Raw genomic sequence first — 25739 nt, forward strand, 5'->3', positions numbered from 1 at the left:
AGCTGGGTCGATGTCATGGTTCCGGCCTGCACCGAGGTCAGGGCGGCGATCTCGCGTGGCGTCAGCGCCTGCAGCTGAGCCGAGGTGATGCCCAGGACCTCGCCGGAGGTGATGGCGGCGACCTGGGCGGTGGAGAGGGCGGCGATCTGGGCTGCGGTGAGCGCCTGGAACTGGCCCGACGCGTAGGCGGTGAGGGCGGCGATCTCGTCGGTGCTGACACCGGCAAGGGCTGCGGTGGTGATCGCGGCGATGCCGCGGGCGGACAGGGCCTCCAGCGCGGACGACGAAATCGCCGCGACCTGCGTCGAGGTCAGGGCCGCCAGGGCAGCGAGCGACAGGGAGGTCGCCTGGTTGGTGGTGAGGCCGGCGAGGTCGGCGAGGTTGAGCGCCGCTGCCTGGGGTGCCGAGAACGCGGCGAACTGGGTACTGCCGAGCCCGGCGACCTGTGTGGTGGTCAGGGCGGCGATCTGCGCGGTGGTCAGCGCGGCGAGCTGCGGAGCGGTCAGCTGGGTCAGCAGGTTGCTACCGAGCGCCTGGATCTGCAGGACCGACATCGAGGCGACCTCGGCCACGGTCATGAAGGCAATCTGGTTGTTGACGAAGCCGGCAAGTTCCGCGGGCGTCAGGGCGTCGAAGGTGGCGAGGCTTAGGGCCGGTACCTGGTTTTCCGTCAGCGCCTCAACGCTGGTCGACGCCATCGCCACGATCTGCGTGGCGGTCAGGCCGGCGATCGCGTTGGTGCTCAGCATGCGGGCCGGATCGGTGCCGAGGGCTGCAATATCGGTGATCGAGATGCTTGCGACCTGCGGCTTGGTGAGTGACGCGATCTGCAGCTCTGAGAACGACAGGATCTCGCTGGGAACGAGGGCGGCGACCTGGGCGGTGGTGAGGGCGGCGATGTCCGCATAGGTCAGGCCGGCATAGTTGGCGGTCGGGATGGCGGCGAGCGCTGCAGGTGCGAGGCTCGCGATCTGCGCGGTGGTGAAGGACGCGATCTGGCTGGTGGTGAGGCTGGCCCACTCCCTCCCGTCCAGGCTGGCCAGGGTTGTACTGGTCAGGCTGGCGAGCTGCGCCGTCGTGACGCCCGCAAACGCGATGTCCAAGCCGTCGATCTGCGTGGAGCCGAGGCCTGCGAGGGCGGCGGTCGAGAGACCGGCGATGGTAGCCGAGCTGATGGAAGCGATATCGGTCGAACTGACGGCGTTGAGCTGGGCCCCGGAGAGGGCGTGGAGCTGGGCCGAGCCGAGGGTCGCGAAGGCGGCCGGGGTAAGATAGGCGATCTGTGCCGCGGTGAGCGCCTGCAGCTGCGCGGTCGTGATCCCCGTCATCTCGAAGGTGGTGATGGCGCCGAGCTGTACCGGCGAGAGGGCGGCGATCTGTGCGACGGTGAGGGTCGCGAACTGGCCCATTCCGGCGAGGCCGGCGATCTCGTCCGTGGTGGCGCCGGCGAGGGCTGCGTTGCTGATCGCGGCCAGGCTCTTGCCGGCCAGGGACGCGAGGATGGCCGGCGTCAGTGCGGCAACCTGTGTCGAGGTCAGCGAGGCGAGGGCGGCAACCGAGATCGACTGCGCCTGGTAGGCGGTGAGGGCCGCAAGGTTGGCGGTGCTCACGGCTGCAAGCTGTGGCCCGCTGAGGTAGGCGCATTGCTTGCCGCTGAGGCCGATGAGCTGGGCATTGGTCAGCGCCTGGATCTGCGTAGTGGTGAAGGCCCCGAACTGCGAGGCGGTAAGCAGCAGCAGGGAATTGGAGCTGATCGCCTGGAACTGGTCGATGGACAGTGAGGCGAGCTGCGCCGGGGTGATGTACATGAACTGCTCGCTGAAGCCGGCGATCTCGGCGTCCGATAGACCCGCCAGGGCCGCGATCGTCAGGCCAGGGATCTGCGGACCTTCGAGCGCCTCGACGCTGGTCGAGGACATGGCGACGAGCTGCGCCGAGGTCAGTCCGGCCAGCGCGGTGCTGGAGATCGTGTAGACCTGCGTGGTGGTCAGCGCCGACAGTGCGGCCGGCACGATCGCCGCCCATTGCGCCGAGGTCAGCGCGTCCATCTGCTGCGCCGTGAGCGGCGCGAAGTCGGCCGTGGTCAAGGCGGCAATGGTAGCGATCGTCTGGGTCGAGATCGCGGCGGCCGAGAGGGCCGAGAATGCGGTCATGGATAAAGTCTCCAGGCGGCCGCGCTTAGCCGCGCCGCGATGGAGGCCAATATCGGAGACATTATCTAAGAAATGATGAAAGGAACGCCCGCCATGGTTGCGCGCGCCGGTTTTGTCGTCAGGCGGAAGTGAACAGGTCCTTCAGCCCATGCGGCTGCGACCGCAGATACTGCTTCGGCGCCGGGACCTGGCCGCCGAGCGCCGCTGCCGCATGCCATGGCCAGCGCGGGTCGTAGAGCATCGCACGCGCGAGAGACACCGCATCCGCCTCGCCCTGCGCCACGATTGCCTCCGCCTGCCCGGGCTCGGTGATCAGTCCGACGGCGATCGTCGGCAGGCCGACCTCGGCCTTTACTCGTTGCGCGTATGGCACCTGGTAGCCCGGTGCGAGCGTGATCGCCTGCGCCGGGGAGACGCCGCCGGTGGTGACGTGAATCGCGGCACAGCCGCGCGCCTTGAGGGCGTGCGACAGGGCGACGGTGCCCTCGATGTCCCAGCCATCCGGCACCCAGTCGGTCGCCGAAATTCGCATCCAGACCGGCTTGTCGGCCGGGAACGCCGCGCGCACCGCGTCATGCACTTCGAGCGGAAAGCGCATCCGGTTTTCCAGCGAGCCGCCATACTCGTCGGTCCGGTGGTTGGCGATCGGCGACAGGAACTGGTGCAGCAGATAGCCGTGCGCACCGTGGATCTCGAGCCCGTCCATACCGAGCCGTGCTGCGCGCCGTGCTGTCGCCACGAAATCGTCGCGCACCTTGTCGAGGCCGTGCCGGTTGAGCGCATGCGGCGGATGATCGTCCTGGCCATGCGGAACCGCCGAGGGCGCCACCGTCTGCCAGCCGCCGGGTGCGTCCGGGGCGATCTGCACCCCGCCCTCCCAGGGCACTCGGCAGGACCCCTTGCGGCCGGCATGGCCTAGCTGCATGGCGACGGGGATCGGCGAGTAGCGCCGGACTGCCGACAGCACCTTGCCCAGCGCGGCTTCGTTCTCGTCCGAATACAGGCCGAGATCGCCGGGGGAGATGCGCGCCTCGGGGGATACGGCGGTGGCCTCGAGGATCAGCAGCCCGGCGCCGGAGAGCGCCAGTTGCCCGAGATGGATCATGTGCCAGTCGCCGGCGCTGCCGTCCTCGGCCGAATACTGGCACATGGGCGCGATGATGATGCGGTTGGCGAGCCGCAGCTCACCCAGCCGCAGCGGTTCGAACAGTCGGCTCATGGGGCGGAAGTTTTCCTGTCTCAGGCGGAAGTCGGGTCGAGCCAGCCGATATGGCCATCGGGACGCCGGTACACCACGTTGATCTCGCTGCTGGCGCTGTTGCGGAACATCAGCACCGCCTGGTCGGCGAGATCGAGACGCATCACCGCCTCGCCCACGCTCAGGCGGGCGATGTCGGTCGGCTGCTCGGCGATGATGGTGGCGTAGGCGCCGGTGGCCGAACCATTCATCCAGGTCGCCGGGCCGCTCGCAGCCGGACGTCCGGTCGCCGGCGCCGGCTCGTCCTGGCGCAGGACGTATTGCCGTCCGATCTCAGGGCGACGGCGCTGCGCGAGATCGCGCGCGTGCTCGTTGACGCGGCGCCGGTAGCGACGCAGGCGCTTGGCGATATGCTCGGCGGCATCGTCGAAGGCGCTGTGGGCATCCGATGCCTCGCCCTCGCCACGCAGCAGCAATCCGCGCGCGGCGTGCAGGTTGATGTCGCAGGTGAAGAAGCTGCGCGCGCGACCGAACGTCACGTTGGCCTCGAGCGCGTCGTCGAAATACTTCTCGGCGATCACGTCGAGATGCGCGGTGACCCGCGAGCGAAGCGCATCGGACAGGTCGATCTGCTTGCCGGCAACATTGATCTGCATGCGTGCTGTCTCCCTCGAAGCGTAGGGCCGAGCCATGGCCGGGTCTGTCGGGAGAGGTGCTCGCGCGTGGTGGCACAGCCGGACCGGACTTGTTCCGGTGGACCGGACATCAGGCGGAGATCGCTTTTTCCCGTTTACGCTGCACGGAACTCGGTATGCGCAGGGCCTCCCTATACTTGGCCACGGTTCTGCGGGCGATGTCTACGCCTTCACGACGAAGTGCGGCGACGATCGCATCGTCCGACAGCACGCTGATGGCATCCTCGGCGGCGATCATGCCGCGTATGCGGTGACGCACCGCCTCGGCGCTATGGCTCTCGCCTGTCACGCCGGCGATCGCGGTGGTGAAGAAATACTTCAATTCGAAAAGCCCGCGCGGTGTCGAGATGTATTTGTTGGCGGTCACCCGCGACACCGTGCTCTCATGCATCTCCACGGCCTCAGCGATATCGCGCAGGATCAGCGGGCGCAGATGACCGACGCCGCGCAGCAGGAAACCGTCCTGCCGGCGCATCACCTCGCCGGCGACCTTCAGGATGGTCTGCGCGCGCTGCTGCAGCGACTTGACCAGCCAGTTGGCGCTGGCCAGCCGTTCGCTCAGGAACAGCCTGTCCTCGCGCGCCGCGTTCAGCGAGACCTTGGCATGGAACGCCTCGCTGACCAGCAGCCTTGGCATGGTGTCCGGGTTGAGCTCCAGGATCCAGTCGCCGTTCAGGCCCGGCCGCATCAGCACGTCGGGCAGGATCGGCTGCGGCGGCGCGGTATCGTGGCCGGCGCCCGGCTTGGGATCGAGGGCGCGGATCTCGGCCACCATGTCGGCGAGATCCTCGGCATCGACGCCGCACAGCGCCTGCAGCCGCTTCATCTCGCGTCGGCCGAGCAGCTCGAGGTTGTCGAGCAGGATCTCCATGCAGGGATCGAGCCGGTTCAGTTCGGCAAGCTGTGCCGCCAGGCACTCGCGCAGGTCGCGGGCGAACAGCCCGACCGGATCGAAACGCATCATCCGGGCCCGCACGGCAGCGACGCGCCCGGTCGCAACACCCAGTGCCCGTGCCAGCGCCGCGTCATCGATCGAGACCCGTCCCGCCGGTTCCAGCAGTGCGATGAGGTGAGCGCCGATCAGCCGGTCGACCGGATCCTCGAGACCGAGCCTGAGCTGCTCGCCGAGATGGTCACGCAGCGAGCGTGGAGTGTCGGCGAGGCTGTCGATGAACGACGCGCCGGCCTCGCCATCCAGGCCGCCACCGCCCTTGGGCCCCCAATCCTCGCCCATCGCCTGGCCGGAACCGCCTGAGCCCGGACCGGTATCGATGCCACCGACTGCATCGTAGCCGCTGACATCGAACTGTTCGGCGTGGTCGGCGTCGAGCGGGGTGGCGCCGGCATCCGGCAAGGTGTCGCTGCCGACCAGCAGATCAGTGGCCATCGGCTCGGCGGCGGTATCGCGAAGCGGACGCTGGTCGAGTGCCGCCAGCTCCGGCATGGTATCGCCGCGCTCGTCACGCTCAAGTAACGGGTTTCGCTCCAGTTCCTCCTCGACGAACGCCGCGACTTCGAGGTTGGAGAACTGCAGCAGCTTGATGGCCTGACGCAGCTGCGGCGTCATTACCAGGGTCTGTGTGTGCCTGAGCTCCAGCCGTGGTCCAAGTGCCATGCGGCGAGGCTACAACGAAAATCTTTCTCCGAGATAGACGCGGCGCACGTCCTCGTGGGCGACGACTTCCTCCGGCACGCCCTGCATCAGCACCTGGCCGCCGTGCATGATGTACGCGCGGTCGATGATCTCTAGCGTCTCGCGCACGTTGTGGTCGGTGATGAGAACGCCGATGCCGCGATGCTTGAGATGGCTCACCAGATCGCGGATCTCGCCCACTGCGATCGGGTCGATGCCGGCAAGCGGCTCGTCGAGCAGGATGTAGCTCGGCTGGCTGGCGAGCGCGCGGGCGATCTCGAGGCGCCGCCGCTCGCCGCCGGACAGCGCCAGCGAGGGGGACCGCCGCAGCCGGGCGATGCCGAACTCGCGCAGCAACTCGTCCAGCATCATTTCGCGACGCTGCGGATCGCTCTCCACCACCTCGAGCGCCGCCATGACGTTCTGCTCGACGTTGAGGCCGCGGAAGATGCTGGCTTCCTGCGGCAGGTAGCCGATGCCCAGGCGTGCGCGCCGGTACATCGGCAACTGGGTGATATCCGCACCGTCCAGGGTGATGGTGCCCTCGTCCGGCTGCACCAGCCCGACGATCATGTAGAAGGTGGTGGTCTTGCCGGCGCCGTTCGGGCCAAGCAGACCGACCGCCTCGCCACGCTGCACGCTGATCGAGACGTCGCTCACCACAGCGCGCTTGCGGTAGCTCTTGCCGACCGACTGCGCGGACAGCCCGGTGCTGCCGGACACCTCCTCGGCGGGACGGTCCAGCGGGTTGGATCCCATCTCGTTCAAGGCGTCGATTTCCCGGCCCTCGTCGCCTTCGGGGCAGGCGCGCCGCCCGCCCCCTGCTTGCCGCCCGGCGGGTTGTTGTTGTCGTTCGGCACGATCAAACCCCGCACTAATGTCCCCGGATCCTCGGTCATGGTGGCGAGGCCGGTATGCATGTTGACGATTGCGGCGGCGCCGTTGAGCTGGTTCTGCCCACGCGTGATGTGGACGTTGCCGACAATCCGCGCAATGCCTGTATCTGGAACATACACTCCGCGATCCCCGGTAATGGTCTCGGTCTGCGTTCGCACCACGACGTGCCCGAAGGCGTGGACGAGCTTCAGCTTGCCGGAGCTCTGGATCGGATCGTCGGCGGCGGCCGGGCTGGCGGCTGGTTTTGCCGCGACGCCCTTTGCCGCCCCGGCCGGCGGCGAGGCGTTCGGCGCGCTGTAGCCGACCAGGATATCCGCACGGATGCGGCGGCCGTCGTTGGTGGTGACGGTCGCGTTGCCGCGGCCGACCGACATGCGGGTCTGCGACCAGTACTCCATCACGTCGCGCGCGGTCAGCAGCTGGGTCGGCGTGGTCAGGTGCAGGTCGTGGCCGGTCATCACCAGCACCGCCTGGTCGATGTCGTAGATCGCGTGGTCGCCGAACGCCTGGTCGGTGGCGGTGAAGATGTGCACGTGCCCGATCGCCTCGAGCCGGTAGATCTCGTTGGCTCCGGTATCGTCGCCACCGGGTCCGCCTGGCGAGCCGGGCTTGCCGCCGGCGGTGGCGGAAGCCGGCGCCGGCTTGGGCGTGGTTCCGGGGGGGACGGCCTTCTTGCGGTAGTAGGCGCGCAGCCGGTCGGCGGTCACCGTCACGCCGCCACGCACCGCCTGGGCACTGCGGTAGGCGGTGACGATCTGCGACTTCTGGTCCCAGTCGAAGCCGCCGAGCGCGGTGACGGTGATCTGGCCGCCATGCGACAGGTCGATCGGCTGGGCGCCGGCCGGCCCGGCCGCTACCAAGGTCGAGAGCAATGCCGTCACGAGGAATGCCGCGACGAGTGAGGGCCGGCGCACGAGGTCCAGAAGCAGGCAACGACGCATCACGAATGGCCCTGGCTGGTGGTCGCAGGCGGTGTCGCCGGGCGCGCGGCACGGTCGTCGTTGAGGATCATCCGGCCGGGGCCACGGAACTGCACGATACCGTCGCGCTGCGACATCAAGGTGCCCTGCGCATCGAGCACCCCGAACGGGCCCTCCGCGTGCACCCAGTCATCGGACAGGATGATGCCGCGCCGGACGTCGATGCCGGCGGTCGGGCTGGTCATGATGGTGCCGTCGTCGCGGTAGAAGGTGACGTGGCCGGAAAGGTCGAGCAGTTCGCTATGCTGCATGTAGACCCCCTTGCGGGCGCTGATCTGCAGCCAGGTGCCGCCCTGCGAGAGGGTATCGGCGATCGGATGGTCCAGGTTGATCCGCTCCGGCCCGACCTGGCGCGCGGTCTCGGCGGTGATCATGTAGGGCCGGCCATGGGCGTCGAGCCCGCGATAGCGCGGTCCGAGCATGCTGCCGCTGTCCAGCCGGATCGCGGCCACCTGACGGTAGGCGACGCGGCTGGCATTGAGCGAGCGGTCGATCTCCGGCCATGCCGCGATCGATCCCAGCAGCACCAGCGCGCCGACCGGCAGCATCCACTTGGTCCACTGCAGCAGCAGGCGTCGCCTTGCCTGCTCGCTTTCGGTCGGCGGCCGGCGATGCGACGGCGCCTGCTGCACGCTCATGCGGCGGCGCGCGGCGGCGGCACTCGGCTCCTGCCGGCCCGGTTCCGTCGGGTTGCCGAGATCGTTCACCGGTGCCGGGCCCTGGCGAAGCCGGCGGCGGCGGTGGGGCGGCGCATCATGATCAGGCGATCCCGGCGCGCAGCAGGTCGTGCACGTGCAGGATGCCGGCGGGACGCCCTGCCTCGTCGAGCACGAACAGGCTGGTGATCGGCCGCAGCGCCTCGTTCATCAAGCGCAGCGCCTCGGCGGCGAGCATCGAAGCGGGGATCGTGCGCGGCCTCGTGTTCATCACGTCGGCGGTGCGCAGGGTGCGCAGGTCGCGGTCGATCGCGCGACGCAGGTCGCCATCGGTGATGATGCCGGCCAGACGTCCATCCGGTCCGGTGATGCCCAGGCAGCCGAACGCCTTGCTGGTCATCAGCATCACCGCCTGCAGCATCGGCAGGTCCGGCTCCGCCAGCGGCATCGCTTCGCCGGTATGCATGAGTTCGCCGACGCGGCGCAGCCTGGCGCCGAGGCGTCCGCCCGGGTGGTAGAGGCCGAATTCGCGGGCGGTGAAGCCGCGTCGCTGCAGCAGCGCGACCGCCAGCGCATCGCCCAGGGCGAGCTGCATCGTCGTGCTGGTGGTGGGCGCTAGGCCCATCGGGCAGGCCTCGGCGGCGGCCGGCAGCACCAGGACGATGTCGGCGGCGCGCGCCAGCGTGGAGGCGGCGGCGCCGGTGATCGCCACCAGCGTCATGTCGAAGCGCCGCGAATGCGCGATGACGTCGGCGAGTTCCGCGGTCTCGCCCGAGTTGGATAGCGCCAGCACCGCGTCGCCGGCCTGGATCATGCCGAGGTCGCCGTGCGACGCCTCCGCCGGATGAACGAACAGCGAGGGCGTGCCGGTCGAGGCGAGGGTCGCCTGGATCTTGCGGCCGACATGGCCGGACTTGCCCATGCCGCAGACCACCACCCGACCGGGAAGCGCCGACAGCATCTCGACGGTGCGTACGAAGGCGGCACCGAGTGGCTGTCCGGGCTGCATCGCCGCCGCCATCGCGGTAATTCCCGCCGCCTCGGCGCGCAGCACGTCGGCTGCGCTCCGCAGGTCGTCGACCGCCGGGCCACCTTGTTCAAGGCGATCTGCGTCGAGAGCGTGGTCTGCGAGGTCGGGGTCGCTCAAGGTCGGGTTCTGCGCGGTCATCGTCTGCAGGGATACTACTCCGCAATCGCGGATGCCGGGACCCTCCGCACGCGCCTGTATGGTCACGGCGCCCGGCATGGTCAAATCGGCGCCGTCGCGTACCAGCGCGCCCCCGACCGTTGCACCTGAGCTCAGTGCGCGAAGATGTCCGGGTTCTCGTAGCCGAGGAGGTCGAGCCTGGCCCGGGCAGGCAGGAAGTCGAACGCGGCCATGGCAAGGTCGAGCCGGCCCTCGCGCACCAGGAGGCCTTCGAGCCGCTCCCACAGTGCGTGCAGGTGAAGGACGTCGGACGCCGCATAGGACAGTTGTTCGGCGGAGAGGTCCGCGGCACCCCAGTCGGAGGTCTGCTGCTGCTTGTTGAGGTCGATGCCGAGCAACTCGCGGCAGAGCTCCCGCAGCCCGTGCCGGTCGGTGAAGGTTCGCACCAGCTTGGCGGCGATCTTGGTGCAGCGCACCGGTGACACCGTGATGCCGAGGGCGTGCTGCAGGATGCCGACATCGAAGCGGGCGAAATGCATCAGCTTGACGGTCGCCGGATCGGACAGCAGTCGCTTGAGATTGGGGCAATCGGCGCCACGTCCGCCGAGTGACGGCGGGACGATCTGCACCAGGTGCGCCTGGCTGTCGCCGGCGCAGAGCTGCACCAGGCAGAGCCGGTCGCGATGCGGCAGCAATCCCATCGTCTCGGTATCGACGGCGACGGTGCCGCCGAGGGCGAGATCGTCCGGCAGGTCGTGCCGGTGCAGGTGGATGGTGGCGTTCTGCATGAACTGAGTGGAACTCATCTTCCGGGAAGCGGGCAGGGGGAGGGCCGGCGACCGGAACGATGGGCGGTATCCGTCACCGCCGCCATTCCGCCGACGCCGGCTTGCCCTTCTGGTGCCCAGGAGAAGACTCGAACTTCCACGACCTTTCGGCCACAGGTACCTGAAACCTGCGCGTCTACCAATTCCGCCACCTGGGCTGAGGGGCAACCGTCGCGTCAGCGGCGGGTGGTGGGGCGATCTACCGGTCGCCGGGCCGCGCGTCAACCGGTGCTTCCACCGCCTGGTGGTTGCGCCAGGCAGGCGGGGCCGCGGTTGAGGGAAGCCGGGGCCTCCGATAGTGATGCAGCCGGAGTGCCGGCGGGATCGTTCCGCCAACGCATCCCCACGACAGTAGGATCAAGACCCTGATGGCGACCCGCAGTGTTGCGACAGTGTTCGGCGGCTCCGGCTTCCTCGGCCGCTACGTGGTGAAGCGGCTGGCGCAGCAGGGGCACGTGGTGCGCGTGGCGGTCCGCCGGCCGGCTCGCGCCAACGAGCTGCGTCCGATGGGACGCGTCGGCCAGGTGGTGCCGCTCTATGCCTCGCTGGCCGACGAGGCCAGCATCGCCCAGGCGGTCGAGGGCGCCGATATCGTGGTCAATCTGGTCGGTATCCTGGCCGAGGCCCGGGCCGGCGACTTCATGCGTGTCCACGCCGACGGAGCCGGCCGCGTTGCACGGCTGTCGGCCGCGGCCGGGGCCGGTGCGCTGGTGCAGATGTCGGCGATCGGCGCCGCCACCGACAGCCCGAGCCTATACGGTCGCAGCAAGCAGGCCGGCGAACAGGCGGTGCACGACGCCTTTCCCGCCGCCGTGGTGCTGCGGCCGTCGATCGTGTTCGGCCCCGAGGACGCCTTCTTCAACCGCTTTGCCGGCATCGCCCGTCTCGCGCCGGTGTTCCCGCTGTTCTGCGGCGATACGAAGTTCCAGCCGGTCTATGCCGGCGACGTGGCGGAGGCGGTGCTGCGCGCCGTCGAAATTGGCGCCGGCGGGGTGTTCGAACTGGGCGGCCCGCGGGTCTGGAGCTTCCGCGAGCTGATGGTCTGGATGCTGCATGAGTTGCGCCGCAAGCCGCGCATCTTCGAGGTGCCGATGGGGCTGGCCCGCCTGCAGGCGTCCATCCTCGAGCATGTGCCCGGCAAGCCGTTGACGCGAGACCAGCTGACCATGCTGGCACGTGACAACGTGGTGTCGGACGGGATGGCGGGTTTCGAGGAGCTGGGCATTGCTCCGACGCCGCTGGAACTTGTGGTGCCCGGCTACCTGAACCGCTACCGCCCCGGCGGCGGCAAGCGGGAGTTGCCGAAATAGGACCGTTCCGGCCATGCTATCGCCTATCCGCTGATTTTTCCTGGGTGAAGCGGCTATCGGATCGGTAATCCCGGCGAAGTAGGTCAGCATCGCTGTCTTTTAAGCCGTGTTGGAGGCTTTATAGATAATCGTCCCGGGACGCCGCCGCCCTGATGCCCCCGCCTTGACGCCCCCGCCCGACGCAAGGACACCGCCATGGTCGATCGCATGCTGCAATTCACCCACGTGCAGCAACACCAGCCCGACAAGCGTGCGGTGCCCGAACGGCGGGAGGATTTCAACGAGATCTACCGCTCGTTCAGCGTGCAGGCCGCCAAGGTGCAGTCCAGCCGCTGCTCGCAATGCGGCGTGCCGTTCTGCTCGATCCATTGCCCGCTCTCCAACGACATTCCCGACTGGCTGAAGCTGACCGCCGAGGGGCGCCTCGAGGAGGCCTACGAGGTCAGCTCGGCGACCAACAACTTCCCGGAGATCTGCGGCCGCATCTGCCCGCAGGACCGCCTCTGCGAAGGCAACTGCGTCATCGAGAAGGGATTCGAGAGCGTCACCATCGGCGCGGTCGAGCGCTTCATCACCGACCATGCCTTCGAGGCCGGCTGGGTGAAGCCGATCACCCCGCACCTGGAGCGCGAGCAGTCCGTCGCCATCGTCGGCGCCGGCCCGGGTGGGCTGGCGGCGGCCGAGCAGCTCCGCAAGCGCGGCTACCAGGTGCATGTCTACGACCGCTACGACCGCATCGGCGGCCTGATGATCTACGGCATTCCCGGCTTCAAGCTGGAAAAGGAGATCGTGACGCGTCGCCATGCGCTGCTGGAGCAGGGTGGCATCGTGTTCCACCTCGGCGCCGGCATCGGCGACGTGGACGACGACCACACCATCGCCTTCTCGACGCTGCGCGAGCGCCACGACGCGGTGCTGATCGCTACCGGAGTGTACAAGTCTCGCGACATAGGTGGCCCCGGCGTCGGCCTGCCCGGCATCGTCAAGGCGATCGACTACCTGACCGCCTCGAACCGGCGCTCGCTCGGCGACGTGGTACCGGACTTCGACAGCGGCCTGCTCGATGCGGCAGGCAAGCATGTGGTGGTGATCGGCGGTGGTGACACCGCGATGGATTGCGTGCGCACGGCAATCCGCCAGGGCGCCGCTTCGGTGAAGTGCCTCTATCGCCGCGACCGCGCCAACATGCCCGGCTCGTTGCGCGAGGTGAAGAACGCCGAGGACGAGGGCGTCGACTTCGTCTGGCTGGCAGCCCCCGAGGCGTTCCTCGGCGACAATTCGATTACCGGCGTGCGCGCGGTGCGCATGAAGCTCGGCCTGCCGGACGCCACCGGGCGGCAGTCGGTGGATCCGGTCGAGAACAGCGGCTTCACCCTGCCGGCCGACCTGGTCATCAAGGCGCTCGGTTTCGATCCCGAGCCGCTGCCGACCCTGTGGGGCGAGCCCGCCCTCGAGGTGTCGCGCTGGGGCACGCTGAAGGTCGACCATGCCAGCTTCATGACCAGCCTGCAGGGCGTGTTCGGCGCCGGCGACATCGTGCGCGGCGCCAGCCTGGTGGTGTGGGCGATCCGCGACGGCCGCGACGCCGCCGCCAGCATGCATCGCTGGCTGCAGCAGCACGCAGCCGCCGACGCGCAGCTGAACATCCAGGCAGCGGAGTGACCGCAATGGACCGCATGGAATTGCAGAACGACGTCTCCGGCGAGAGTGGAGAAGAATTCGTCGCCGCCTGGCAGCGCAATGCCGACGCGATTTCCGGCAGCTACGATGCCAGCCAGGAGCACGATGCCTGCGGCGTCGGCCTGGTGGCGGCGCTCGACGGACGCCGCCGGCGCGATGTGGTGGAGGCCGGGATCGCGGCGCTCCGCGCTGTCTGGCACCGGGGCGCGGTCGATGCCGACGGCAAGACCGGCGACGGCGCCGGCATCCATGTCGAGATCCCGCAGGACTTCTTCGCCGACGCCATCGCTCGCGCGGGCAGCCCGGCCGGCAGCGGGCAGGTGATCGGCATCGGCATGGTGTTCCTGCCGAAGACCGACCTCTCGGCGCAGGAGCGCTGCCGCGCCATCGTCGAGACGCAGATCCTGGCGTTCGGCTACGGCATCTATGGCTGGCGGCAGGTGCCGATCGATACCGCCTGCATCGGCGAAAAGGCCAATGCCACGCGGCCCGAGATCGAGCAGATCATGATACGCAACCTGCGCGACGTGCCGGAGGTGGAATTCGAGCGCGACCTCTACGTCATCCGCCGGCGCATCGAGAAGGCGGCGATCGAGGCGCAGGTTGCGGAGCTTTACATCTGCTCGTTGTCCTGCAGATCGGTGATCTACAAGGGCATGTTCCTCGCCGAGAACCTGACCGACTTCTATCCGGACCTGCTCGATGCGCGCTTCGTCAGCCGGTTCGCGATCTACCACCAGCGCTACTCGACCAACACCTTCCCGACCTGGCGGCTGGCGCAGCCATTCCGCAAGCTTGCGCACAACGGCGAGATCAACACGATCTCCGGCAACGTCAACTGGATGAAGAGCCACGAGACGCGGCTGGCGGATGCGACACTCGACCCGTTCATCGACGACATCAAGCCGGTGGTGCAGGTCGGTGGTTCCGACACCGCCTCGCTGGACAACGTGTTCGAGCTGCTGACCTTTGCCGGCCGTGATGCCCCGATGGCAAAGTCGCTGCTGGTGCCGGCGGCGATCACCAAGGGGCCGGCGATGAATGCCGCGCACCGCGACATGTTCCTGTACTGCAACGCGGTGATGGAGCCGTGGGACGGGCCGGCGGCGATCTGCGGCACAGACGGGCGCTGGGTGATCGCGGGGCTGGACCGCAACGGCCTGCGTCCGCTGCGCTACACCGTCACCGCCAGCGACATGCTGATCGTCGGTTCCGAGACCGGCATGGTGAAGGTCCCCGAGGGCGACATCGTCAGCCGCGGGCGGCTGGGGCCGGGGCAGACGGTGGCGGTCGATCTCGACGAGGGCCGCTTCTACGGCGACGACGACCTGCTCGACCTGCTCTCGGGCCGGCAGGATTTCTCCGGCTGGGCGAAGCGCATTCATCGCATCGACGAGATCGTGCGCGCCGATGCCGGCGAGCCGGTGCTCTACACCGGCGAGGCGCTGCGCCGCCGCCAGCTCGCGGTGGGCACCACGCTCGAGGAACTCGAGATGATCCTGCAGCCGATGGGCGCCGAGGGCGCGGAAGCCATCGGCAGCATGGGCGACGATACCCCGCTGGCGGTGCTGTCGGAGACCTACCGGGGTCTTGCGCATTATTTCCGGCAGGCGTTCAGCCAGGTCACCAATCCGCCGATCGACAGCCTGCGCGAAACCCGCGTTATGAGCCTGACCACGCGGCTCGGCAACCTCGGCAACGTGCTGGCCGAGGAGGAGGCGCAGTGCGAGCTGCTGCAGCTCGAGAGCCCGATGCTGTCGACCGGCGAGCACCAGGCGCTGCGCGAGTTCCTCGGCGACAACAGCTGCGTGATCGACTGCACCTTCGAGGCCGATCATGGCGAGGCCGGCCTGCGCGCCGCCATCGAGCGGATCAGGCGGGAGGCCGAGGAGGGCGTGCGCGCCGGCTGCGCGCATGTGTTCCTGACCGACGAGCACCAGGGTCCGGAGCGCGCCTACATCCCGATGATCCTGGCGACCGGTGCGGTGCACACGCATCTGGTGCGGCATTCGCTGCGCACCTTCACCAGCCTCAACGTGCGTACCGCCGAGTGCCTGGACGTGCATGCGATCGCGGTGATGATCGGCGTTGGTGCGACCACGGTGAACCCCTATCTCGCGCAGGAGAGCATCGCCGACCGGCATCGTCGCGGGCTGTTCGGCGACATCCCGCTGCGCACGGCGGTCGAGCGCTACCGCAAGGCGATCGACAAGGGGCTGCTGAAGACGATGTCCAAGATGGGCATCTCGGTGATCGCGTCGTATCGCGGCGGCTATAATTTCGAGGCGATCGGATTGTCGCGCGCGCTGGTGGCGGAATTCTTCCCGGGCATGCCGTCGCGCATCTCCGGCATCGGGCTGGCGGGTCTCGCCCAGAACGTGCTCGGCCTGCACGAGGCGGCGTGGAGCGACGAGGCGATCACCCTGCCGGTGGGTGGGCTGTACAAGCTGCGCCGCCGTGGCGAGGTGCACGCCTTCGATGGCGGCCTGATCCACACGCTGCAGACAGCATGTGCCACCGACAGCTTCACCACGTACAAGCGCTACGCCGATGCGGTGCGGCGGCAGAAGCCGGTGGCGCTGCGCGACCTGCTCGATTTCCGCGAGGGGCGCACGCCGATCCCGGTCGAGGATGTCGAAAGCATCACCGAGATACGCAAGCGGCTGCTGGCACCCGGCATCTCGCTCGGCGCGCTTGGTCCGGAAGCCCACGAGACACTGTCGATCGCGATGAACCGCATCGGCGCGCGCTCGGACAGCGGCGAGGGCGGCGAGGACCCAGCGCGCTCGAAGCCGCGTGCCAACGGCGACAACGCGTCGTCGGCGATCAAGCAGATCGCATCGGGACGGTTCGGCGTCACCGCGCAGTACCTGAACGACTGCCGCGAGATCGAGATCAAGATGGCGCAGGGTGCGAAGCCCGGCGAGGGTGGCCAGCTGCCCGGCTTCAAGGTCACCGGCCTGATCGCCAAGCTGCGCCACGCGACCCCGGGCGTCACGCTGATCTCGCCGCCGCCGCACCACGACATCTACTCGATCGAGGATCTGGCGCAGCTCATCTACGACCTCAAGCAGATCAACCCGGAAGCCACCGTCACCGTGAAGCTGGTGGCGCGCTCGGGGATCGGCACCATCGCAGCCGGCGTCGCCAAGGCGCGCGCCGATGCGATCCTGATCTCGGGGCATTCCGGCGGCACCGGTGCCAGCCCGCAGACGTCGGTGAAATATGCCGGCCTGCCCTGGGAGATGGGGCTCGCCGAAGCGCATCAGGTGCTGATGCTCAACCGCCTGCGCCACCGGGTTAAGCTGCGCGCCGATGGCGGGCTGAAGACCGGCCGTGACGTGGTGATGGCGGCCATGCTTGGCGCCGAGGAGTTCGGCATCGGCACCGCATCTCTGGTGGCGATGGGCTGCATCATGGTGCGGCAGTGCCATTCCAACACCTGCCCGGTCGGCGTCTGCACGCAGGACGAGGCGCTGCGGGCGAAGTTCGAGGGCACCCCCGAGAAGGTCATCAACCTGTTCTCGTTCATTGCCGAGGACGTGCGCAACATCTTGGCCTCGCTCGGTTTCTCGAAGATGAACGACATCATCGGGCGGACCGACCTGCTGCACCAGGTCAGCCGTGGCGCGGACTATCTCGACGACCTGGATCTCAACTCGCTGCTGGCGCAGGCGGACCCGGGACCGCACGCGCGGTTCTGCACCCGTGAGGGCCGCAACGAGGTGCCGGAGACGCTGGACGCGCAGATGATCGCCGACGCCAGGCCCTTGTTCGAGCACGGCGAGAAGATGCAGCTGCACTACAACGTGCAGAACACCCACCGCGCCATCGGCACCAAGATCTCCAGCAAGATCGTACGCCGGTTCGGCATGGAGACGCTGGCGGCGGGGCACCTCACCGTCAGGCTGCGCGGCTCCGCCGGACAGTCGCTCGGTGCGTTCGCGGTGCAGGGACTGAAGCTCGAGGTGATCGGCGACGCCAACGACTATGTCGGCAAGGGTCTTTCGGGTGCCACTATCGTGGTGCGGCAGGCGCCGTCCTCGGCGCTGGTCAGCAACGAGAACGCCATCATCGGCAACACCGTGCTGTATGGCGCGACCGCCGGTGCGCTGTATGCGGCGGGGCAGGCGGGCGAGCGCTTCGCGGTGCGCAATTCGGGGGCGGTCGCGGTGATCGAGGGCTGCGGCTCGAACGGCTGCGAGTACATGACCGGCGGCACCGTGGTGGTATTGGGCCCGGTGGGCGATAATTTCGGCGCCGGCTTCACCGGGGGCATCGCCTTCGTCTACGACCAGCGCGGCGATTTCGAGCTGCGGGTGAACCCCGACACGCTCGGCTGGAGCCGGGTCGAGGGGGCTGCCGAACAGCAGCTTCGCGGCCTGATCGAGACCCATGCGCGCGAGACCAGCAGCCGGTTCGCCGCCCTGCTGCTGCATGACTGGGACAAGGCATTGCCGCATTTCTGGCACGTGGTCCCGAAGGAGTACGCCAAGGCGCTGAACGAGGCGGCGCCGCAGCAGATGGCGCTGATGGCCTGACCGCCGGGGTGATGCGGCGGCGGGTCGACAGGCGGAGGCGCGGGTTGTAGGGAGCCAGCCTGTCGTCCCTGCATCGGCCCCTCTCGTGGGCCTCTATTCGCCGGCTGGAGTTTCCATGCGCCTGTGCCTCTCCCGACGGCTGTTGCTTGCCAGCCTCGCCGCCCTGCCGGCGGGCCGGGCCTTCGCGGCGACGGCCGGAATGCGTCACGTCGAGGTCGCCTGCTGGGGTGGACCCTATGGCGCCGCGATCCGCGAGGTCGTCGATGGCCGCGCCGCCGGCCTTGAGCTGGTCGTGGGCCAGCATCCCGGCACCGAGCCGGAGCGGGTCGCACAACTGCTCTCCCAGGACGCGGGCGGCATCGATGTCGGGCTGCTCTCCGATGTCGATGCCTACCGGCTGTCGCTGCGCCAGATGTTCGTGCCGCTCACCACCGCCGGCGTGCCCAGCCTGCCGAGCATCGTCGCCGGCCTGCGCAGCCCCTATGGCGTGCCGCAGGGCCGCACCGCGCTGACCATCGCCTACAACACCGGCCGCGTCCGGACAGCACCGCGCGGCTTCCGCGAGATGTTCGCGCAGGCCCGCAAGGGTCGGGTCGGGTTCTCCAGCCAGCTTGCGATCCACAATCTCGCTGCCGCCGCGATCTCCGAACAGCATGACGGGCCGGCAAGCCTGCAGGCGGCCCGCAGCGTGTTTTCCGGCCTGCGCAAGGCCGGGGTGCTCCGCCTCTACGCCGACAACGAGGCGCTCGGGACCGCGCTGGCCAAGGGCGAGATCGACATGGCGCCGATGTGGCGCTCCAGGGCGCACATCTGGCAGCAGCAGGGCCATCCGGTGCATGACCAGGTACCGGTCGAGGGCGCCATTCCGTTCACAATCATGGGTTGCATCCCAACGGCTTCGAAGCAGCAGCCCGCGGCAATGGCCTATCTTGACCTGCTGCTGCACGGCGACGTGCAACGTGCGATGGCGGAGAAGAGCGGCCTGCTGCCGACCGTCAACGGCGTCCGGCTCGATGCGGCGCTTGCGACCCGGATCGGCTTCACCGCGGCGCAGCAGGCTCGTTTCCGCCCACTCTCCCTGGACGCGGTGGCGCGCAACGGGCTGGAACTGCGCCACTTCTGGGATCACGATCTGGCCTGAACCGAGGTTTGCCAGGCACGCGAACATGTTCGTTTCGAATACGAATTGTCAATAAAACGACACACCGTCTGACATTTGGCCCGTCTAGGAACGCTCATACCTTCGAGGGTTGAGAAAGATGTCCGACGTCGCCGTGCAGCAGCGACCAGGGGCCGGCACCCGCCCGGAACGCTTCCAGTCCTCCCGTTTCGAGGAGCCCGCGGCCGGCAGCAAGCCGAACCTGAGCGGCGCGCTGCTGTTCTTCCTGCTGCTGGTCGGTGGCCTGGGCTATGCGATCTACGGCCTGGTCACCGACATGAGCGCAAGCCATGCACCGGCGCTTGCGATCGGCACCCTGGTGCTGCTCGGCCTCGCGCTTCTGGTGGCCCTCGGCTTCGAGTTCGTGAACGGCTTCCACGACACCGCGAATGCGGTCGCCACGGTGATCTACACCAACAGCCTGTCGCCCGCGGTGGCGGTGGTGTGGTCGGGGACCTTCAACTTCCTGGGCGTGCTCACCTCGACCGGCGCGGTGGCCTACTCGATCATCACCATGCTGCCGATCGACCTGATCCTGAACGCCGGCAGCACCGGCGGCTATCCGATGATCTTCGCCCTGCTGATCGCGGCGATCCTGTGGAACCTCGCCACCTGGGCGTTCGGCATCCCGAACTCGTCGTCGCACGCGCTGATTGGCTCGATCATCGGCGTCGGCCTCGCCAACCAGATGCTCGCCCCGGCCTCCGAGGCGAGCGCCGGCCTGCAATGGAGCCCGGTCATCAGCGTGCTCAAGTCGCTGCTGTTCAGCCCGATCATCGGCTTTATCGCCGCCGGCGGCCTGCTGCTGCTGCTCAAGCTGATGGTGCACCGCAAGGACCTCTACCAGGCGCCCCAGGGCAAGAAGCCGCCGCCGCTGTGGATACGCGGCCTGCTGATCCTGACCTGCACCGGGGTGTCGTTCTCGCATGGCGGCAATGACGGCCAGAAGGGCATGGGCCTGATCATGCTGATCCTGATCGGCGCCGCGCCGACCGCCTTCGCGCTGAATCGCGCCATGCCCGACAGCGCCATGCCGGCCTTCATCCAGACCACCCATCAGGCCGAGGCGATCCTGCACAGCCATGCCGGCAGCGTCGCCAGCCCCGACGCCGCGCAGGCCCGCTCGGTGGTGGACCATGCATTGAAGACCCGTGCCCTCAACGAGCCCACGGTCTATGCCGCCCTGGCTGCGCTCTCGGGCGATATCGCCAGCCAGATCCAGAAGAACGGCACCATCCGGCACGTCCCGGCCGAGGCGGTCCCGAACATCCGCAACGACATGTATCTGGCGTCGGCCGCCGTCGGCAGCCTGATCAAGACGCCCGGCGCGTTCTCCGGCGCCGATGCCGGCACGATGAAGGCCTACACAGGCCACCTCAACCAGGGCACCCGCTACATCCCGATCTGGGTGAAGGTATCGGTCGCCATCGCGCTCGGCCTGGGCACCATGGTTGGCTGGAAGCGGATCGTGATCACCGTCGGCGAGAAGATCGGCAAGGATCACCTGACCTACGCGCAGGGCGCCTCCGCAGAGCTCGTCGCCGCCGCCACCATCGGCGCCGCGGAGGCCTACGGCCTGCCGGTCTCCACCACGCACATCCTGTCGAGCGGCGTCGCCGGCACGATGGCGGCGAACGGCTCGGGCCTGCAGTGGAGCACGCTGCGCAACATGGCGATGGCCTGGATCCTGACCCTGCCGGTCGCGGCCCTGCTCGCCGGCGTGCTCTACACGGTGCTGCACAGCGTCTTCTGAACTTTGCCTGAAGTTGACCGCCTTTTCTTCACGATCTTGCTAATGGGCCGTGCGTGACGAGCGGTGCTACAGGGCGCCGCAATGGCAGACGATGATCCCGGACAGAAACAGGACGACCGGGAGAAGTCCGACAAGGAAAATTCGGAGGAAAAAGCAGCCGCCAGGCGTCAGGCCTATCGTGGGCGGATCTCTTTCGCCTTCTTCCTGGCCGGCCTGATCGGGCTGGTCGCCCTTGTCGCCTGGGGCGTCGGCTGGGACCAGGTATTTGCCAACCGCGACGATCCCGAGACCAACGACGCCTATGCCGACGGCACCGAGCGGCCGCTTGCCGCGCGCGTGTCGGGCTATGTCGTGCAGATGCTGGTCACCGACAACCAGGCGGTCACCGCCGGCCAGCTGCTGATGGTGATCGAGGACGACGACTACCGCTGCGCCGTCGCCCGCGACGAGGCCACGGTGGCCGCCGATCGTGCCGCCATCGCCGCGATGCAGTCCTCCCGCGCGGCTGCGACCCACACTGTGGCGCAGTCCGGCAACCTCGCCGGCAGCAGCGCCTCGCGGGCCGACTTCGCCGCCGAGGAGGCCGCCAGGCAGCACCGCATCCTGGGCTCCGACCTCGGGCTGCTCGCGCGCTACCAGATGAGCGAGGCCAGCCTCGGCGTCGCCCGTGCGCAGGCCGCGCAGAGCCGCAGCCGGACCGATGTCAGCCGCGCCCAGCTCGCCCTGCTCGATGCCGGGCTGGCACAGGCGCAGGCAACGCTGGCGGTGGACGAGGCGGCGCTGGCGACGGCAAGGCTCGATCTCGGCTACACCCGCATCGTCGCCCCGCAGGCGGGCGTGCTCGGTGTGCGGCAGGTGCATGTCGGCGACCTGGTCGCGGCTGGACGCGACGTGGTCTCCCTCACGCCGCTCGACGATGTCTGGATCACCGCCTACTTCAGCGAGCGCCAGCTTGACCACGTGCGTCCGGGCCAGCCGGCGCGGCTGCGCCTCGATGCCTACCCGCACACCACGCTGGCCGGCCATGTCGAGGCGATCGGACCGCTCACCGCGCAGCAGTTCAGCGACGTGCCGCCCGACAACATCACCGGCAACTACACCAAGGTGGTGCAGCGCGTGCCGGTGAAGCTCAGCATCGACCGCGACGGCGATCCGCTGGCCGGGCAGATCCGGCCAGGCATGTCGGCGCTGGCCCGCATCGACACCGACGGCGCGCCGGTCGCACCGGTACGGACCGCGCGATGAGCGAGCAGAAGGAGGAGAAGCAGAGCAGGCTGCCGGTGGTGCGCGCGCTCATCGTGGTGGTGGGGCTGGTGCTGGTCGCCATCATGCTGATCGACTGGAACGGACTGGTCTGGAACACCTCGAGCCGCAGCACCGACGACGCCCAGTTGCGCGGCCAGCCTTCGGCACTGGAGAGCCGTGTCCCCGGCCTGGTGGTCTGGGAGGCCGACATCGACAACGCCCCGGTGCGGCGCGGCCAGCTGCTGTTCAGGATCGAGGACGACTACGCCCGCGCCGCGGTGGCGCGTGCCCGGGCCGCGGTGCAGGTCGCCGACGCCGGCATCGCGCGCGCCGAGGCCGAGCGCGCGGCGCAGCAGGCGCAGATCGGCGCGGCGCTCGCGCAGCAGGCGGTCAGCGAGGCCCAGCTCGCCTACGCGAAGGAGGATGCGGCACGCTGGAACCGGCTGGCCGGCACGCCCGGTGGCCTGCTGCGCGCGCGCCAGCAGGCCGACACCAACCTGCAGGCGGCGCGCGATCGCAGCGAGGGTGATCGCAACGGTGTCGAGCAGGCCAGGCTCAGGCTGGGGGCGATGGATGCGACGGTGCAGCAGGCGCAGGCGCAGGCCGGTGCCGCCCGCGAGACGCTTCGCCTGGCCGCCATCCGGCTGGACTGGACACGGATCGTCGCCCCCGCCGACGGCCGCGTCACCGAGCGCGTGGTGCATGTCGGGCAGTGGGTGTCGCCCGGCCGCCGCATGATCTCCTTCGTGCCGCTGCCCGACACCTGGGCGGTGGCCTGGTATCGCGAGGAGCAGGTCGCCGGCATGCGCATCGGCCAGCCGGTGGATATCCATGTCGATGCCTATCCGGAACTCGGCCTGCATGGCTGCATCGCCGGCTTCGGCCCGACCAGCCAGTCCTGGTCCGAGGTGGTGCCGCCGAACCGCGCCACCGGCAACTTCACCAAGGTGGTGCAGCGCATCCCGGTACGCATCACCTACGTCACGCCCACCGATGCGGTGCCGCTGCTGGTCCCGGGGCTCTCGGTGGAGACCCTGGTGCATATCGACGGGCCCGGCTGCACCCCGCCTGCCGAAGGTCGCTGAGACGGTGGGCGCGCTGCTGCGGCAACTGGCCGCGCAGAAACAGCCGGCGCCGGACGACGCGCCGCCGGTCACCGCCGGCATGCTGCTCGGCACCGCCGGCCTCGTGCTGTTCGCCTTCCTGTACTACATCGACGAGCGCATGGCCTCGGCGGCGGCGGCCGACCTGCGCGGCGGCTTCCGGCAGGGCAGCGACGACGGCTCGTGGCTGTCCACCGCCTACACGCTCGGCCAGGTGCTGATGATCCCGATGACGCCCTGGCTTGCCATGGTGTTCTCGCCGCGCCGCATGGCGGCGGTGCTGATCGTCGTCACCGTGCTGAGCGCCGCCGCCCTCACGGCGCACCAGAGCTATGCGACGGTGATCGCGCTGCGCCTGCTGCAGGGGTTCGGCGAGGGTGGCTCGGTGCCGCTGATGCTGGGCGCGATCCTGCAGGTCATCCCGCCGTACCGGAAGCCGGAGGCACTGACGGTGTACGGCTTGGTGGTGACGATCCCCGTCGCCGCGAGCTTCTCGCTGTCCGGCGTCGCGGTCGATTTCGCCGGCTGGCGCTGGCTGCTGTCCTCGGCGCCGCTGCTCGGCCCGGTTGCCCTGTTCCTGGTGCTGACCTTCCTGCCGAAGAAGCCTATCGAGTGGAGCGCCTTCTACAAGGCGGACTATTTCGGCCTGTTCTGCCTGACTGCCGCGGCCGCGTCGCTGGTGGTGGCGTGCGACCAGGGCCAGCGGCTGGACTGGTTCGATTCCGGCTTCATCGACGCGCTGTTCGTGCTGTTCGCCTGGTTCGCGGTCTGCTTCGTGCTCAACACGCTGTGGCGCCCCGACGCGCTCTATGCGCTCTCCACCTTCCGCAAGCCCAACTTCACCATCGGCCTGCTCGAGATCGGCGTGTTCTCCGCCTCCCTGCTCGGCGCGTCCATGCTGTTCCCGATGGAGCAGGAGCAGCTGCGCTATCTCCGTCCGCTGCAGGTCGGCAACACCCTGCTCTGGCTCGGTATCCCGCTCGCCTGCGTCGCCTCGATGCTGCCGTTCCTGCTGCGCCACGTCGATGCGAGGCCGGTGCTCGCCCTCGGCCTGACGCTGGGCTGCATCGGCTCCTGGCTGTGTGTCTGGCTGTCGCCGGCCTGGGCCGGGCACGACTACCTGCCGTTCCTGCTCCTGCAGGCAACCGGCTGGCTGATGGTGATGGTGACCAACGCCTTCCTCACCACCGGCGTGCTGGAGCCGAAGGACATGCTGACCGGGAGTGCGATGTTCAACCTGACCCGCACGCTCGGCTTCTCGGCGGGCGGCGCCATCGTCACCGCCATCGTGACGGTACGCGAGCGGGTGCATTCGAACGCCAACGTGGTGCGCAGCCTCGATCCCGGCCGCCCGCCGGTACAGCATTACATCGCGCAGGTTCAGGCGGATCCGCTGGCTACCAGGCTGGCGACCCTGGGGCAGGCGCAGGCGAGGGTGCTGTCCTACGCCGATGCCTGGGGCTGGCTGGCCATCGCCCTGCTGGTGGCGCTGGCGCTGACGCTGATCCTAGCGCCCGCCAAGGTGATGATCCCACCCGGCCGGCCGACGAAGCCGTAACTCCCGACGCGCGAACCAATCGATGGCCTGCTCGTTGTGGTTGCAGCCCCGATCACCGACTGGAACCCCGCGACATGCTGGATGCGACCCGCCACCCCGATCCGAGCCGCCCCGATCCAAGCCTGCCCGAGGCGCCGCCGGTGCCGGCGACCCGCGAGGCGGATGTCAGCCCGTCCAGCGTGTCGACGGCGCAGATCATGGGCATCCTGCGACTGGCGGCGCTGACTGCCGCCGCCGGGTTCGTGGTCTACCTGTTCTCGCACGAGGTGCTGCTGCTGTTCTTCGCCGTGTTGCTCGGCTGCTCGCTGCGCGGTGCCGCCGACACCACCTCGCGTATCCTGCACGTGCCGGCCGGACTGATGCTTGCGGTCATCAGCCTGTCCATCGTGGCGATATTCGGCGGCGGCCTGTGGTATATCGGCCCGAGCCTGGTGCACCAGGGCAGCGACCTGATCGGCAAGATGACCGGCGAGTTCGATACGCTGTCGCAGCGCTACGGCGACACCTCCTGGGGCCACACCATCAAGCAGCACATGTCGGGCAGCATGCCGAGCGCCGGGCAGGTGACGGCGCCTGCCTTCAAGGTGGCCGGCCTGACGCTGGGCGTATTCGCCGACCTGATCCTGGTGCTGATCACCGCGCTCTATCTAGCGATCTCGCCGGAGCTTTATCAGCGCGGCATGCTGCGCCTGATCGCGATCCGGCATCGTCCGCGCGCGCTGGAGATCATGCGCGCGGTCGGCCGCATCCTGCGCCGCTGGCTGCTCGGCCAGCTCATCGACATGGTCGTGGTGGGCGTGACCACCGCGGTCGGCCTGAGCCTGCTGCATGTTCCGGTGCCGCTGGCGCTCGGCGTGCTGGCCGGGCTGATGACCTTCGTGCCGTATTTCGGCGCGGCACTCGCGGGCATCCCGGCAGTGCTGGTCGCCGCCACGGTGGGCGCCGACACCGCCCTCTATGCGGCGGGCGTGTTCGTGCTGTGCCATTTCATCGAGGGCTACGTGCTGTCGCCGCTGGTGCAGCGCCGGCTGGTCGAGCTGCCGCCCGCACTCACCCTGCTATCGCTGGCCGCCGCCGGCGCGGTGCTCGGCCCGCTCGGCATCGTCATGGGCACGCCGCTCGCCGCCGCCGCGATGGTGGCGATCCGCGAGGGCTACGTGGTGGAGATCCTTGGCGACACCGAGGCGCACGACGAGGCGTAGGC

At 68.9% G+C, this 25739-nt stretch carries 18 protein-coding genes and 1 tRNA gene; 9 read left to right on the top strand and 10 right to left on the bottom strand.

The annotated features are described in order from the left end of the window. From FE263_RS09310 to FE263_RS09355, 10 genes are all read right to left on the bottom strand, one after another. The coding region (locus tag FE263_RS09310) for a hypothetical protein (RefSeq protein WP_205880327.1) at positions 1-2153 on the bottom strand (2153 nt) is incomplete at its 3' end. A 118-nt stretch (positions 2154-2271) separates the two neighbouring features. Then, positions 2272-3372, bottom strand: coding sequence for an NADH:flavin oxidoreductase/NADH oxidase (locus FE263_RS09315; protein ID WP_138325746.1), 1101 nt, complete (start codon positions 3370-3372; stop codon positions 2272-2274). A 20-nt stretch (positions 3373-3392) separates the two neighbouring features. Continuing rightward, positions 3393-4007 carry a ribosome hibernation-promoting factor, HPF/YfiA family gene (gene hpf, locus FE263_RS09320; protein WP_138325747.1) on the bottom strand — a complete coding sequence of 205 codons (615 nt, stop codon included), beginning with the start codon at positions 4005-4007 and terminating at the stop codon, positions 3393-3395. A gap of 109 nt (positions 4008-4116) precedes the next feature. Further along, the gene (gene rpoN, locus FE263_RS09325; RefSeq protein ID WP_138325748.1) at positions 4117-5661 is read right to left on the bottom strand and encodes an RNA polymerase factor sigma-54; all 1545 of its coding nucleotides are present in this window, start codon (positions 5659-5661) and stop codon (positions 4117-4119) included. Positions 5662-5670: 9 nt separating this feature from the next. After that, positions 5671-6438, bottom strand: a complete 768-nt coding sequence (gene lptB, locus FE263_RS09330; RefSeq protein WP_138326274.1) for an LPS export ABC transporter ATP-binding protein — start codon at positions 6436-6438, stop codon at positions 5671-5673. 5 nt (positions 6439-6443) lie between these two features. Continuing rightward, on the bottom strand, positions 6444-7517 hold the full coding sequence (locus FE263_RS09335; RefSeq protein WP_138325749.1) for an LptA/OstA family protein: 1074 nt from the start codon (positions 7515-7517) through the stop codon (positions 6444-6446). Further along, positions 7517-8263, bottom strand: coding sequence for an LPS export ABC transporter periplasmic protein LptC (gene lptC, locus FE263_RS09340; RefSeq protein ID WP_240759312.1), 747 nt, complete (start codon positions 8261-8263; stop codon positions 7517-7519). Before lptC ends, FE263_RS09335 begins: the two co-directional genes overlap by 1 nt. Positions 8264-8315: 52 nt before the next feature. Next, positions 8316-9458, bottom strand: a complete 1143-nt coding sequence (locus tag FE263_RS09345) for a KpsF/GutQ family sugar-phosphate isomerase (RefSeq protein WP_240759314.1) — start codon at positions 9456-9458, stop codon at positions 8316-8318. Between the two features lie 53 nt (positions 9459-9511). Continuing rightward, positions 9512-10165 (bottom strand): ribonuclease D, encoded by a 654-nt coding sequence (locus tag FE263_RS09350; protein WP_138325750.1) that lies wholly within the window; start codon positions 10163-10165, stop codon positions 9512-9514. A 92-nt stretch (positions 10166-10257) separates the two neighbouring features. Beyond that, positions 10258-10344, bottom strand: a tRNA-Leu gene (locus tag FE263_RS09355). 210 nt (positions 10345-10554) lie between these two features. Between FE263_RS09355 and FE263_RS09360 the strand changes: the two genes are divergently transcribed. The 9 genes from FE263_RS09360 to FE263_RS09400 all read left to right on the top strand — a co-directional run bounded on the left by FE263_RS09360 (position 10555) and on the right by FE263_RS09400 (position 25737). Next, the gene (locus tag FE263_RS09360) at positions 10555-11496 is read left to right on the top strand and encodes a complex I NDUFA9 subunit family protein (protein WP_138325751.1); all 942 of its coding nucleotides are present in this window, start codon (positions 10555-10557) and stop codon (positions 11494-11496) included. A 195-nt stretch (positions 11497-11691) separates the two neighbouring features. Further along, positions 11692-13158, top strand: a complete 1467-nt coding sequence (locus tag FE263_RS09365) for an NAD(P)-dependent oxidoreductase (RefSeq protein ID WP_138325752.1) — start codon at positions 11692-11694, stop codon at positions 13156-13158. 5 nt (positions 13159-13163) lie between these two features. Continuing rightward, complete coding sequence (gltB, locus tag FE263_RS09370; protein WP_138325753.1) at positions 13164-17717, top strand: glutamate synthase large subunit; 4554 nt, start codon at positions 13164-13166, stop codon at positions 17715-17717. A 115-nt stretch (positions 17718-17832) separates the two neighbouring features. Next, the gene (locus tag FE263_RS09375; protein WP_138325754.1) at positions 17833-18858 is read left to right on the top strand and encodes an ABC transporter substrate-binding protein; all 1026 of its coding nucleotides are present in this window, start codon (positions 17833-17835) and stop codon (positions 18856-18858) included. Between the two features lie 118 nt (positions 18859-18976). After that, positions 18977-20629 carry an inorganic phosphate transporter gene (locus FE263_RS09380; RefSeq protein ID WP_138325755.1) on the top strand — a complete coding sequence of 551 codons (1653 nt, stop codon included), beginning with the start codon at positions 18977-18979 and terminating at the stop codon, positions 20627-20629. 81 nt (positions 20630-20710) lie between these two features. Then, a complete protein-coding gene (locus FE263_RS09385) occupies positions 20711-21874 on the top strand; it encodes an HlyD family secretion protein (RefSeq protein WP_138325756.1) in 1164 nt (387 codons plus the stop codon). Next, entirely contained in the window at positions 21871-22959 is a 1089-nt protein-coding gene (locus FE263_RS09390; protein ID WP_138325757.1) for an HlyD family secretion protein, read from the top strand. The genes FE263_RS09385 and FE263_RS09390 overlap by 4 nt, the downstream gene beginning before the upstream one ends. A gap of 4 nt (positions 22960-22963) precedes the next feature. Next, the gene (locus tag FE263_RS09395) at positions 22964-24535 is read left to right on the top strand and encodes an MFS transporter (RefSeq protein WP_138325758.1); all 1572 of its coding nucleotides are present in this window, start codon (positions 22964-22966) and stop codon (positions 24533-24535) included. A gap of 74 nt (positions 24536-24609) precedes the next feature. After that, positions 24610-25737, top strand: a complete 1128-nt coding sequence (locus FE263_RS09400) for an AI-2E family transporter (protein WP_138325759.1) — start codon at positions 24610-24612, stop codon at positions 25735-25737. The last annotated feature ends 2 nt before the right edge of the window (positions 25738-25739 follow it).

This window comes from Lichenicoccus roseus, assembly GCF_005844085.1.
In the GTDB taxonomy this organism is placed as follows: Bacteria; Pseudomonadota; Alphaproteobacteria; order Acetobacterales; family Acetobacteraceae; genus Lichenicoccus; species Lichenicoccus roseus.